6 protein-coding genes are annotated in these 13,399 nt (G+C 71.6%); 3 read left to right on the top strand and 3 right to left on the bottom strand.

Annotated features, from left to right (window positions below):
• Positions 1–69 precede the first annotated feature (69 nt).
• Positions 70–3,027 (bottom strand): excinuclease ABC subunit UvrA, encoded by a 2,958-nt coding sequence (gene uvrA / locus GFJ45_RS04975; protein WP_153394778.1) that lies wholly within the window; start codon positions 3,025–3,027, stop codon positions 70–72.
• A gap of 104 nt (positions 3,028–3,131) precedes the next feature.
• On the opposite strand from uvrA, the gene gltB reads away from it, so the two are divergent.
• The 3 genes from gltB to GFJ45_RS04960 are packed head-to-tail and all read left to right on the top strand — an operon-like array spanning position 3,132 to position 9,870.
• On the top strand, positions 3,132–7,703 hold the full coding sequence (gltB, locus tag GFJ45_RS04970; protein ID WP_153394776.1) for a glutamate synthase large subunit: 4,572 nt from the start codon (positions 3,132–3,134) through the stop codon (positions 7,701–7,703).
• Positions 7,696–9,159: a glutamate synthase subunit beta gene (locus tag GFJ45_RS04965; protein ID WP_153394774.1), complete on the top strand. Its 1,464-nt coding sequence runs from the start codon at positions 7,696–7,698 to the stop codon at positions 9,157–9,159. Before gltB ends, GFJ45_RS04965 begins: the two co-directional genes overlap by 8 nt.
• 12 nt (positions 9,160–9,171) lie before the next feature.
• The gene (locus GFJ45_RS04960; protein WP_228386507.1) at positions 9,172–9,870 is read left to right on the top strand and encodes an MBL fold metallo-hydrolase; all 699 of its coding nucleotides are present in this window, start codon (positions 9,172–9,174) and stop codon (positions 9,868–9,870) included.
• Positions 9,871–9,896: 26 nt separating this feature from the next.
• On the opposite strand, the gene GFJ45_RS04955 is transcribed toward GFJ45_RS04960, so the two are convergent.
• Both GFJ45_RS04955 and uvrB read right to left on the bottom strand, forming a co-directional pair.
• Positions 9,897–11,087: a TerC family protein gene (locus GFJ45_RS04955; protein ID WP_153394772.1), complete on the bottom strand. Its 1,191-nt coding sequence runs from the start codon at positions 11,085–11,087 to the stop codon at positions 9,897–9,899.
• Positions 11,088–11,272: 185 nt separating this feature from the next.
• Positions 11,273–13,378 (bottom strand): excinuclease ABC subunit UvrB, encoded by a 2,106-nt coding sequence (gene uvrB / locus GFJ45_RS04950; RefSeq protein ID WP_153394767.1) that lies wholly within the window; start codon positions 13,376–13,378, stop codon positions 11,273–11,275.
• Between the last annotated feature and the right edge of the window lie 21 nt (positions 13,379–13,399).

Below are 13,399 nucleotides of genomic sequence, written 5' to 3'. Positions count from 1 at the left end.
CCAGTCCCGCCAGGGCGGTCCCGCGCAGCACGGTGCGCCGGGTCGGAGCGGGCGGGCACCCGCTGCCGCTCATGCCGTGCTGGAGCGCTGGCCCCGCTCCAGCAGCGGCCGCAGGTACCGGCCGGTGTGGCTGGCGTCGTTGGCGGCGACCTGCTCCGGGGTGCCCTGGGCCACCAGCCGGCCGCCGCCCACGCCGCCGCCGGGGCCCATGTCGATGACCCAGTCGGCGCTCTTGACGACGTCCAGGTTGTGCTCGATGACCAGGACGGTGTTGCCCTTGTCGACCAGCCCCTGCAGCACCGCCAGCAGCTTGCGGATGTCCTCGAAGTGCAACCCGGTGGTGGGCTCGTCCAGCACGTACACGGTCCGGCCGGTCGAGCGGCGCTGCAGCTCGGAGGCGAGCTTGACCCGCTGCGCCTCGCCCCCGGACAGCGTGGGCGCCGGCTGCCCGAGCCGGACGTAGCCAAGCCCCACGTCGACGAGGGTGCGCAGGTGCCGGGCGATGGCGGGCACGGGCGCGAAGAACTCGGCGGCCTCCTCGATGGGCATGTTGAGCACGTCGGCGATGGTGCGGCCCTTGAAGTGCACCTCCAGGGTCTCCCGGTTGTACCGGGCTCCGTGGCACACCTCGCACGGCACGTACACGTCCGGCAGGAAGTTCATCTCGATCCGCAGCGTCCCGTCGCCCGCGCACGCCTCGCAGCGCCCGCCCTTGACGTTGAAGGAGAACCGGCCCGGCTGGTAGCCGCGGATCTTGGCCTCGGTGGTCTCGGCGAACAGCCGGCGGATGTGGTCGAACACCCCGGTGTAGGTGGCCGGGTTGCTGCGTGGGGTGCGCCCGATGGGGCTCTGGTCCACCTGCACCACCTTGTCCAGGTGGTCCACGCCCTCCACCCGGCGGTGCCGGCCGGGCACCCGGCGGGCGCGCTGCAGCCGGTTGGCCAGCACGGTGTAGAGGATGTCGTTGACCAGGGTGGACTTGCCGGACCCGGAGACGCCGGTCACGGCGACCAGCTTGCCGAGCGGGACGGCGACGTCGATGCCGGCGAGGTTGTGCTCCCGCGCCCCGACGACCTTCACCTGCTTGCCGTTGCCCGGCCGACGCTGGGCGGGCAGCTCGATGGCGCGCCGCCCGGCCAGGTAGTCCCCGGTGATGGAGCCGCGGTGCTCCAGCAGCCCCCGGACCGGGCCGCTGTGGACCACCTGGCCGCCGTGCTCACCCGCGCCCGGGCCGATGTCGACCACCCAGTCGGCCGCGGCGATGGTGTCCTCGTCGTGCTCGACCACGATGAGGGTGTTGCCGAGGTCGCGCAGCCGGGTCAGCGTCTCGATGAGCCGGTGGTTGTCGCGCTGGTGCAGCCCGATCGAGGGCTCGTCCAGCACGTACAGCACGCCGACCAGCCCGGAGCCGATCTGGGTGGCCAGCCGGATGCGCTGCGCCTCCCCGCCGGAGAGCGTGCCCGCGGGCCGGTCCAGGGCGAGGTACTCCAGCCCCACGTCGAGCAGGAACCCCAGCCGCGCGTGCACCTCCTTCAGCACCCGCTCGGCGATGTGCCGCTCCCGCTCGGTCAGCTCGATGCCCTGCAGGAACTCCTGGCACTGGTCGATCGGCAGCCCACACACCTCGGCGATGCTGCAACCGCCGATCAGCACCGCGAGCGACTCCGGCCGCAGCCGGGCGCCGCCGCACGTCGGGCACGGCACCTCGCGCATGTACCCCTCGTAGCGCTCCCGGCTGGAGTCGGACTCGGTCTCGGCGTGCTTGCGCTTGACGTAGGGGATCACGCCCTCGAAGCCGGTCGAGTAGGTGCGCTCCCGGCCGTACCGGTTGCGGTAGCGCACGTGCACCCGGTGCCGGTAGCCCTGCAGGATCGCGTCGCGGGCCCGGCCCGGCAGCGAGCGCCACGGCACGTCGAGGGAGAACTTCAGGTCCTCGGCCAGCCCCCCGAGCACCCGCATGAAGTACTCGCTGACACCGCTGGCGCCCGACCACGGGGCGATCGCGCCCTCCCGGATCGAGCGGTCCTCGTCCGGGACGACCAGCTCGGGGTCCACCTCCAGCTCCACGCCGATGCCGGTGCACTCCGGGCAGGCACCGAACGGGCTGTTGAAGGAGAACGAGCGCGGCTCGACCTCGTCCAGCGCCAGCGGGTGGTCGTTGGGGCAGGCCATCCGCTCCGAGAACCGCCGCTCCCGGGGCCTGCCCTCGGGGTCGTCGGCCGGGACGTCGACGAACTCGACGACCAGCATCCCGCCGGCGAGCTCCAGGGCGGTCTCGACCGAGTCGGTGAGCCGGCGCTTGGCGCGGGCGTCCTCCGGACCCTTGGCGACCAGCCGGTCCACCACGACCTCGATGGAGTGCTTGCGCTGCTTCTCCAGTGCCGGCGGCTCCGACAGCGGCACCACCTCGCCGTCGACCCGGGCCCGGGCGAAGCCCTTGGACTGCAGCTCGGTGAACAGGTCGACGTACTCACCCTTGCGGGCGCGCACCACCGGCGCCAGCACCTGGAACCGGGTGCGCTCGGGCAGCTCCAGCAGCCGGTCCACGATCTGCTGCGGCGTCTGCCGGGCCACCGGCGCCATGCACACCGGGCAGTGCGGCCGGCCCACCCGGGCGAACAGCAGCCGCAGGTAGTCGTAGACCTCCGTGATCGTGCCGACCGTCGAGCGCGGGTTGCGGTTGGTCGACTTCTGGTCGATCGACACCGCAGGGGACAGCCCCTCGATGAAGTCGACGTCGGGCTTGTCCATCTGCCCGAGGAACTGCCGGGCGTAGGCGGACAGCGACTCGACGTAGCGGCGCTGCCCCTCGGCGAAGATGGTGTCGAAGGCGAGCGAGGACTTGCCGGACCCGGACAGCCCGGTGAACACGATCAGCGAGTCACGGGGCAGGTCAACGGCGACGTCCTTGAGGTTGTGCTCGCGAGCGCCCCGCACCACCAGCCGGTCGTGGCGGGGTCGCTCGAGCACGGTGGGAGCCGCCGCCTCGGGGCGGGCGGGCGTGGGGGTGGCAGGCACGTCCCTCATGGTAGGTCGCCTCGCCGACAGGCACCGACGGTAGTGTGGGCTCTCAACGTCGGGCCACCGTTGTCCCGGTCAGTCCATGCACCGCCCCGCCCAGATCGGTGACTATGACCGCACACTCCCCCCTCAGCAGTCCCGGGCCACAGCCACAGCCGCAGGGCCTCTACGACGGCGCGCACGAGCACGACGCCTGCGGCGTCGCCTTCGTCGCCACCCTGCGCGGCACGCCCGGGCACGACGTGGTGCAGCACGCGCTCACCGTGCTGCACAACCTCGACCACCGCGGCGCCGTCGGCGCCGAACCCGACTCCGGTGACGGCGCCGGCATCCTGACCCAGCTGCCGGACGAGTTCCTGCGCGCCGTGCTGCCGGTCGAGCTGCCCGAGCCGGGCGGCTACGCCGCCGGGATCGTGTTCCTCCCCGCCGACGGCAGCGCCGAGCAGGTCGTGGCCGAGGTGGAGCGGGTCGTCACCGACAGCGGGCTGCAGGTGCTGGCCTGGCGCGACGTGCCAGTGGAGGCGGGCATCGTGGGGCCGATCGCCCGGGAGGCGATGCCGGTGATGCGCCAGCTGGTGGTGCGCTCGGCGACCGGTGAGACCGGGCTGGCGCTGGAGCGGCGTGCCTGGGTGGCCCGCAAGCGGGTCGAGCGGCAGACCGCGGCCTACCCGGTGTCGCTGTCCGGCCGCACCATCACCTACAAGGGCATGCTGACCACCGACCAGCTGCCCGCCTACTTCCCGGACCTGCACGACGAGCGCTTCACCACGCGACTGGCGGTCGTGCACTCCCGGTTCTCCACCAACACCTTCCCGTCCTGGCCGCTGGCCCACCCGTACCGGCTGATCGCCCACAACGGCGAGATCAACACCGTCCGCGGCAACCGCAACTGGATGCACGCCCGGGAGAGCCTGCTGGCCTCCGACCTCTTCCCCGGCGACCTGGCCGAGGTGAAGCCGATCTGCACGCCCGGCGCCAGCGACTCGGCCACCTTCGACGAGGTCCTGGAGCTGCTGCACCTGGGCGGACGCACGCTGCCGCACGCGGTGCTGATGATGGTCCCGGAGGCGTGGGAGAACCACGACTTCATGGACCCCGACCTGCGGGCGTTCTACGAGTTCCACTCCATCCTCATGGAGCCCTGGGACGGCCCGATGAACCTGGTGTTCACCGACGGCACCCAGGTGGGAGCGGTGCTGGACCGCAACGGGCTGCGGCCCAGCCGCTACTGGGTCAGCACCGACGGGATGGTCGTGCTGGGCTCCGAGTCCGGGGCGCTGCCGATGCCGGAGGACAAGGTCGCCCAGAAGGGGCGGGTCGAGCCCGGCCGGATGTTCCTGGTGGACACCGAGGCCGGAGAACTAGTCGACGACCGGGCGCTGAAGAAGGAGCTGGCCGCCCGGCAGCCCTACGCGGAGTGGCTGCAGGAGAACCAGGTCCGGCTGACCGACCTGCCCGACCGGGCGCACGTGCGGCACACCCACGCCTCGGTCACCCGCCGGCAGCAGATCTTCGGCTACACCGAGGAGGAGCTGCGGATCCTGCTCGCGCCGATGGCGCAGACCGGTACCGAGCCGCTGGGCGCGATGGGTTCGGACACCCCGATCGCGGCGCTCTCGGAGCGGCCCCGGCTGCTGTTCGACTACTTCGTCGGTGCGTTCGCGCAGGTGACCAACCCGCCGCTGGACGCCATCCGGGAGGAGGTCGTCACCTCGCTCGCCAGCTCCACCGGCCCGGAGTTCAACCTGCTGCAGGAGTCGCCCGAGCACGCCCACCAGGTGCTGCTGGACTTCCCGGTCATCGACAACGACGCGCTCGCCAAGCTGCGCCACATCAACATCGAGGGCCAGCACCCCGACTTCGCCAGCGTCGTCGTGCGGGGCCTCTACCGGGTCGACGGGGGCGCCGAGGCGCTGCGGGAGCGGCTCGACGAGATCTGCACCCAGGTCTCCGAGGCGGTCCAGCGGGGCGCGTTCTTCATCGTGCTGTCCGACCGGCACTCCGACCGCGAGCACGCCCCGATCCCGTCGCTGCTGCTCACCAGCGCGGTGCACCACCACCTGGTCCGCGAAGGCACCCGGACCCGGGTCGGCCTGCTGGTCGAGGCCGGGGACGTGCGCGAGGTGCACCACGTGGCCTCCCTCATCGCCTACGGCGCCGCCGCCGTCAACCCCTACCTGGCGATGGAGACCATCGAGGACCTGTGCCGTTCCGGGCGGCAGCTGGACGGCCTGGACCCGGACGTGGCCATCCGCAACCTCATCAAGGCGCTCGGCAAGGGCGTGCTGAAGGTGATGTCCAAGATGGGCATCTCCACGGTGTCCTCCTACCGCGGCGCGCAGACGTTCGAGGCGGTCGGCCTGTCCCAGGAACTGGTGGACCGGTGGTTCACCGGCACCGTCTCCCAGCTGGGCGGCGTCGGGCTGGAGGTCATCGCCGAGGAGGTCCGCCGCCGCCACCATGTCGCCTACCCGCTGTCGGGGATCCCGCCCTACCACCGCGACCTCGAGATCGGCGGCGAGTACCAGTGGCGCCGGGAGGGGCCACCGCACCTGTTCAACCCGGAGACCGTGTTCCGGCTGCAGCACGCCACCCGCACCGGCCGCTACGACGTCTTCCGGCAGTACACCCAGCTGGTCGACGAGCAGTCCGAGCAGCTGATGACGCTGCGCGGCATGCTGCAGCTGTCGCCGGACCGGGAGCCGGTGCCCATCGAGGAGGTCGAGCCGGTCTCCTCCATCGTGCAGCGGTTCTCGACCGGCGCGATGAGCTACGGCTCCATCTCCCAGGAGGCCCACGAGGTGCTGGCGGTCGCCATGAACCAGCTCGGCGGGCGCTCCAACACCGGCGAGGGCGGCGAGGACGTGGACCGGCTGCTGGACCGGCGCCGCCGCTCGGCGATCAAGCAGGTGGCCTCCGGGCGGTTCGGCGTCACCAGCGCCTACCTGGTCCACGCCGACGACATCCAGATCAAGATGGCCCAGGGAGCCAAGCCCGGCGAGGGCGGCCAGCTGCCTCCCGGCAAGGTGTACCCGTGGGTGGCCGGCACCCGGCACTCCACGCCGGGCGTGGGGCTGATCTCGCCACCCCCACACCACGACATCTACTCGATCGAGGACCTGGCCCAGCTGATCCACGACCTGAAGAACGCCAACCCCCGGGCGCGGATCCACGTCAAGCTGGTGAGCCAGGTGGGCGTCGGCACCGTCGCCGCGGGCGTCTCCAAGGCGCACGCCGACGTGGTGCTGATCTCCGGCCACGACGGCGGCACCGGCGCCAGCCCGCTCACCTCCCTCAAGCACGCCGGCACCCCCTGGGAGCTCGGGCTGGCCGAGGCGCAGCAGACGCTGCTGCTCAACGGGCTGCGGGACCGCATCGTCGTGCAGACCGACGGCCAGATGAAGACCGGCCGCGACGTGCTCGTCGCGGCGCTGCTGGGGGCCGAGGAGTACGGCTTCGCCACCGCCCCGCTGGTGGTCGCCGGCTGCGTGATGATGCGGGTCTGCCACCTGGACACCTGCCCGGTCGGCGTCGCGACGCAGAACCCCGAGCTGCGGGAGCGGTTCAGCGGCAAGGCAGAGTTCGTGGTGAACTTCTTCGAGTTCATCGCCGAGCAGGTGCGCGAGCTGCTGGCCCAGCTGGGCTACCGGTCGCTGGACGAGGTCATCGGCCGGGTCGACCTGCTCGACACCCGCCGGGCGGTCGACCACTGGAAGGCCAGCGGGCTGGACCTGACGCCGATCCTGCACCGGCCCGAGCTGCCCGAGGGCACGGCGCTGCACCAGGTTCGGCTGCAGGACCACGGGCTGGACCGCGCCAAGGACCACGAGTTCATCGAGGCCGCCCGGCCGGCGCTGGAGGACGGCACTCCCGTGCGTGCCGAGTTCGCGGTCACCAACGTCAACCGGACGCTGGGCACCATGCTCGGCCACGAGGTGACGCGGGCCGCAGGCCCGGACGGACTGCCCGACGGCACCATCGAGCTCACCCTCACCGGATCGGCGGGGCAGTCGCTCGGGGCGTTCCTGCCCCGCGGCGTGGCCCTCACCCTGCTGGGCGACGCCAACGACTACGTCGGCAAGGGGCTGTCCGGGGGCCGGCTGGTGGTCCGACCGCCCGAGCAGGCCGGCTTCGTGGCCGCCGAGCAGGTGATCGCCGGCAACGTCATCGGCTACGGAGCGACCTCCGGTGAGATCTTCCTGCGCGGACTGGTCGGCGAGCGGTTCGCCGTCCGCAACTCCGGTGCCACCCTCGTCGTCGAGGGCGTGGGCGACCACGCGCTGGAGTACATGACCGGCGGCACCGTCGTCGTGCTGGGACGCACCGGCCGCAACCTCGGCGCGGGCATGTCAGGCGGCAACGCCTACGTGCTCGACCTGGACCGCCGCCGGGTCAACGCCCAGTCGCTCTCGGGTGACCTCGTCCTCGGCGAGGTGGTCACCGACTCGCCGGAGGCGCTCGAGCTGCGCACCCTGATCGAGCGGCACCTGGCGCTCACCGGATCCCCGGTGGCCCGCGACCTGCTGGATGGCGACGAGGCCAGCTGGCTGTCCCGCTTCACCCTCGTCACCCCCCGCCAGTACGCCAGCGTGGTGCGGATCCGGGAGGACGCCCGTCAGCGCGGGCTCGACCCGGACGGTCCGCACGCCTGGCAGCTCATCCTGGAGGAGTCCCATGGCTGACCCGAAAGGCTTCCTGACCTACCGCGAGCGCGAGGCGCAGCCGAGCCGGCCGGTGCCCGTCCGCATCCAGGACTGGCACGAGGTGCACACCGCGCAGGAGGACGCGGTGCTGCGGCGGCAGGCCAGCCGCTGCATGGACTGCGGCATCCCGTTCTGCCACCAGGGCTGCCCGCTGGGCAACCTGATCCCGGAGTGGAACGACCTCACCCGGCGCGGCAACTTCCGGGAGGCCATCGAACGCCTCCACGCGACCAACAACTTCCCGGAGTTCACCGGGCGGGTGTGCCCCGCCCCCTGCGAGCCCGCCTGCGTGCTCGGCATCAGCCAGCCTGCGGTGACGATCAAGCAGATCGAGGTCTCCATCATCGACCGCGCCTTCGAGAACGGGCTGGTCACCGTGCAGGAGCCGGAGTGGCTCAGCGGGCGCACCGTGGCCGTCGTCGGCTCCGGTCCCGCCGGGCTGGCCGCCGCCCAGCAGCTCAGCCGGGCCGGTCACACCGTGGTCGTGTTCGAGCGCGACGACGCCATCGGCGGGCTGCTGCGCTACGGCATCCCGGAGTTCAAGATGGAGAAGTCGGTGCTGGACCGGCGGCTGGTGCAGCTGCGCGGCGAGGGCATCCGGTTCCGCACCGGCGTCACCATCGGTGGCGACGGGCCGGACGACCTCAGCCTGCCCGAGCTGCGTGAGCGGTTCGACGCCGTCGTCGTGGCGATCGGCTCCACGGTGCCGCGGCGGCTGCCCGCCTCCGGTGCCGACCTGCCCGGGGTGGTGCCGGCGATGGAGTACCTGGTCCCCGCCAACAAGGAGGCGCTGGGCGCCGAGCCGGGCATCAGCGCCGAGGGCAAGGACGTGGTCATCATCGGTGGCGGCGACACCGGCGCCGACTGCTACGGCACCGCCATCCGGCAGGGTGCCCGCAGCGTCACCCAGCTGGACATCCGCCCGCAGCCGCCGACCGAGCGGCCGCCGCACCAGCCGTGGCCGATGTATCCGCTCATCCATCGCGTCGGCGAGGCCCACGAGGAGGGCGGGGAGCGCGTCTTCGGCGTGAACACCCTGCAGGTGCACGGCGACCCCACCACCGGCGCGACCGGGGTGACGGTCGTGGACGGCGAGCGGGTGGACGGCCGGTTCGACGCCTACGCCGGCACCGAGCGGGACCTGCCCGCCCAGCTGGTACTGGTGGCCCTCGGCTTCACCGGCCCCGACCCGCAGGTGCTCAAGGGCGTCGAGCAGGTCGGCGTCACCGAGCGTGGCACGCTCGACCGGGATGGCCGCTACGCCACCGGGATGGACGGCGTCTTCGTCGCCGGCGACGCCGGCCGCGGCCAGTCGCTCATCGTGTGGGCGATCGCGGAGGGGCGTGCCTGCGCCTCCGCCGTGGACGAGTACCTCAGCGGCAGCACCACGCTGCCGTTCCCGGTGCGACCGACGGACCAGCCGCTGGCCGTCTGAGAGGAGCGACGCGTGCCCACCGCCGACGACACCCACGAGGACCCCCGTCCGGACACCGCCCGGCTGCACGTCGAACCGGGTGGCCCCAGTCGGGTCGTGGACCTCGGTGCCGCGGTGCTGCGCAAGTGCAGCGTGTCCGAGATGGACAACAGCTGCTACCTGCTCAGCTGCGCGGCGACCGGCGAGCAGCTGCTGGTCGACGCCGCGGCCGACGCGGACCGGCTGGCCGCGCTGGTGGCGGAGGGCACCGGCGCGCTGCAGCACGTGGTGACCACGCACCGGCACTGGGACCACCATCGGGCGCTGCCCGACCTCACCGCGCGGTACCGGCCCACCACCTGGGCCGGCGCGTCCGACGCGGACGAGCTGCCGGTCGCGCCGGACCACCGGCTCGAGCACGGCGACCGCGTCCGGGTCGGCCAGCTGGAGCTGGAGGTCCTCGCACTGCGCGGGCACACCCCGGGCTCGATCGCGCTGGCCCTCCGGGTGCCCGGCCAGCCAGTGCAGCTGTTCACCGGCGACAGCCTGTTCCCCGGCGGGCCGGGCAAGACCTGGTCGGCGGATGACTTCGGCCAGCTGGTGGACGACCTGGAGGACCGGCTGTTCGCCCGCTACCCCGACGACACCGTGGTGCACCCCGGACATGGCGACGGCACCACGCTCGGCACCGAGCGGCCGCAGCTGCCGCAGTGGCGCGCCCGGGGCTGGTAGCGCCCCGACGGGTCAGGTCAGGTCGGTCAGCCGGCGTCGCCGGTGCGGCTCGGGTCGTCGGAGCGGGGGCCCTCGTCGAGCCGCCGCTGCACCTCGTCGGCGGGCACCGTCCGGTCGTGGTCGTGCTCGTCGACGATGTGGCCGTCGCTCTCCCGGATGGCCAGCCCCACCTCGGAGAGCTCGTCCAGGTCCAGCTCCTCCTTCACCTGCAGGTTGCGCTGGGCATCGGCCCGGCTCTTGAGCAGGCTCGCGACCGTGGTGACCGCCAGGATGCCGACGATCATGGTCAGCGACAGCCAGATCGGCACCTCCGGGACCGCGTGGATCGGCTGGCCGTCGTTGAGGAAGGGCAGCGTGTTCTCGTGGACCGCGTGCAGCACCAGCTTGACGCCGATGAAGGCCAGCAGCACCGACAGCCCGAGCCCCAGGTAGACCAGCCGCTGCAGCAGGTTGCCGATGAGGAAGTACAGCTGGCGCAACCCCATCAGCGCGAAGATGTTGGCCATCAGGACCAGGAACGGGTCCTGGGTCAGCCCGAAGATCGCGGGGATCGAGTCGAGCGCGAACAGCAGGTCGGTCATCCCCAGCGACAGGATGACGATGAACATCGGCGTGAGCACCTTCTTGCCCGCCTCCACCGTCCGCAGCCGGGTGCCGGCGTCCCAGGACTGGGTCACGGGGAACCGCCGCTCCACCCACTTCAGCAGGGCGTTCTCCTCCCACTCCTCGTCCTCCTTGTCGTGGCCCAGGTTCTCGATGGCCAGCTTGAACGCGGTGTAGATCAGGAACGCACCGAAGATGTAGAAGACCCACGACCACCGTTCGATGGCGGCGGCCCCGACGAGGATGAAGATCGCGCGCAGCACCAGCGCGATGATGATCCCGACCAGCAGCGCGAACTGCTGGTAGCGCCGGGGCACCTGGAACTTCGCCATGATGATGAGGAAGACGAACAGGTTGTCGACCGACAGCGAGTACTCGGTGAGCCAGCCGGCGTAGTACTCCGCGCCCAGCTGCGCACCTCCCGCGACCCACACGTACACCCCGAACAGCACGGCCAGGCTCACGTAGATGCCCAGCGCGGTCCCGGTCTCCCGGTTGCTGGGCACGTGGGGACGGCGCCCGAGGACGAGCACGTCGAAGACGAGGGCGAGCACGGTCACCCCGACGACGAGCCCGATCACCCACAGCGGCGCGAAGGAGTTGCTGAAGACCACGGGGGGACCCTTCCGGTTGGCACTGGTGACAGAGGACAACCGGAGGTCTCTCCCACCCGTGCGGGCCGGCTGCCCCGGACGCACCGGTGCGTCGTGATGACGAGGGAGCCGTGCGGGGATACTCCCCTCCGACGTTCCGGGTCATCATCGCACCAGAGCCTGGTGGCTCCAACTCGACCCGCGGGTCAGCCGGTGGCCTCCCGCATCTGCCGCAGCTCCTTCTTCAGGTCCCCGATCTCGTCCCGCAGCCGGGCAGCGAGCTCGAAGTGGAGGTCGCTGGCGGCCTGGTGCATCTGCTCGGTGAGCTGGTGGATGAGGTCGGCCAGCTCGGTCGCGGCCATGTCCTCCGGGGCCTTGCGCCCGGTGCCGACGCCGGCGTCGGCGGCGACCGCCCCGCTGGAGGGGCGGCGGCCGCGGGACTGGCTGCGGCCGCTACCCATGAGCGCCTCGGTGTCGGCGTCCTCCCGCTCCAGCAGGTCGGTGATGTCGGCGATGCGCTTGCGCAGCGGCGTGGGGTCGATCCCGTGCTCGGCGTTGTAGGCGAGCTGCTTCTCGCGCCGCCGGTTGGTCTCGTCGATCGCGTCCCGCATCGACGGCGTGACGGTGTCGGCGTACATGTGGACCTGGCCGGACACGTTGCGGGCCGCGCGGCCGATGGTCTGGATGAGCGAGCGGGTGGAGCGCAGGAAGCCCTCCTTGTCGGCGTCCAGGATGCTGACCAGCGAGACCTCGGGCAGGTCGAGCCCCTCCCGCAGCAGGTTGATGCCGACCAGCACGTCGTACTCGCCCATCCGCAGCTCCCGCAGCAGCTCCACGCGCCGCAGCGTGTCGACCTCGCTGTGGAGGTACCGCACCCGCACGCCCTTCTCCAGCAGGTAGTCGGTGAGGTCCTCGGCCATCTTCTTGGTGAGGGTGGTGACCAGCACCCGTTCGTCACGGGCGGTCCGCTCGTGGATCTCGTGCAGCAGGTCGTCGATCTGGCCCTTGGTGGGCTTGAGCACCACCTCCGGGTCGACCAGGCCGGTGGGCCGGATGATCTGCTCCACGACCCCCCGGGAGCGGGACACCTCGTACTCCCCCGGCGTCGCCGACAGGTAGACCGTCTGGCCGATCCGCTGCAGGAACTCCTCCCACTTCAGGGGTCGGTTGTCCATCGCGCTCGGCAGCCGGAAGCCGTGGTCGACCAGGGTCCGCTTGCGCGACATGTCCCCCTCGTACATGGCGCCGATCTGCGGCACGGTGACGTGGGACTCGTCGATGACCAGCAGGAAGTCCTCGGGGAAGTAGTCCAGCAGACAGTTGGGGGCCGACCCGGGGGCGCGGCCGTCGATGTGCAGCGAGTAGTTCTCGATCCCTGAGCAGCTCCCTACCTGGCGCATCATCTCGATGTCGTAGGTGGTGCGCATCCGCAGCCGCTGGGCCTCCAGCAGCTTGCCCTCGCGCTCGAACCGCTCCAGCTGCCGCGCCAGCTCGGCCTCGATGCCGGCGATCGCGCGCTCCATCCGCTCCGGCCCGGCGACGTAGTGTGAGGCGGGGAACACGTACATCTCCTGCTCCTCCCGCACCACCTCGCCGGTGAGCGGGTGCAGCGTGTAGAGCCGGTCGATCTCGTCACCGAAGAACTCGATGCGCACGGCGAGCTCCTCGTACTGCGGGATGATCTCGACGGTGTCGCCCCGCACCCGGAAGGTGCCCCGGGTGAACGAGGCGTCGTTCCGGGCGTACTGCATGGTCACGAACTGGCGCAGCAGCTCGTCGCGGTCGCGCTCGTCCCCGACCCGCAGACGCACCATGCGGTCGACGTACTCCTGCGGCGTGCCCAGGCCGTAGATGCAGGACACGGAGGCGACCACGACGACGTCGCGGCGGGTCAGCAGCGAGTTGGTGGCCGAGTGCCGCAGCCGCTCGACCTCGTCGTTGATCGAGGAGTCCTTCTCGATGTAGGTGTCGGTCTGCGGGACGTAGGCCTCGGGCTGGTAGTAGTCGTAGTAGCTGACGAAGTACTCGACCGCGTTGTGCGGCAGCAGCTCGCGGAACTCGTTGGCCAGCTGCGCGGCGAGCGTCTTGTTGGGGGCCATCACCAGGGTCGGGCGCTGCACCTGCTCGAGCAACCAGGCCGTGGTGGCGGACTTGCCGGTGCCCGTCGCGCCCAGCAGGACGACGTCCTGCTCCCCGGCGTTGATGCGCCGTGCCAGCTCGGTGATCGCGGCGGGCTGGTCCCCGCTGGGCTGGAACTCCGAGACCACCCGCAGCGGAGCCACCGTGCGCTGGATGTCGCTGGTCGGACGCATGTCTCCACGGTAGCCGCCGCC

The organism is Ornithinicoccus halotolerans (genome assembly GCF_009602535.1).
Lineage (GTDB): Bacteria > Actinomycetota > Actinomycetes > Actinomycetales > Dermatophilaceae > Ornithinicoccus > Ornithinicoccus halotolerans.
This window is presented reverse-complemented; position numbering and strand designations above follow the sequence as displayed.

Excerpts from the sequence above, each read along its gene's own strand:
- uvrB (WP_153394767.1), bottom strand. The coding sequence starts at position 13,378 with ATGCGTCCGACCAGCGACATCCAGCGCACGGTGGCTCCGCTGCGGGTG.
- gltB (WP_153394776.1), top strand. The coding sequence starts at position 3,132 with ATGACCGCACACTCCCCCCTCAGCAGTCCCGGGCCACAGCCACAGCCG.
- uvrA (WP_153394778.1), bottom strand. The coding sequence starts at position 3,027 with ATGAGGGACGTGCCTGCCACCCCCACGCCCGCCCGCCCCGAGGCGGCG.
- GFJ45_RS04965 (WP_153394774.1), top strand. The coding sequence starts at position 7,696 with ATGGCTGACCCGAAAGGCTTCCTGACCTACCGCGAGCGCGAGGCGCAG.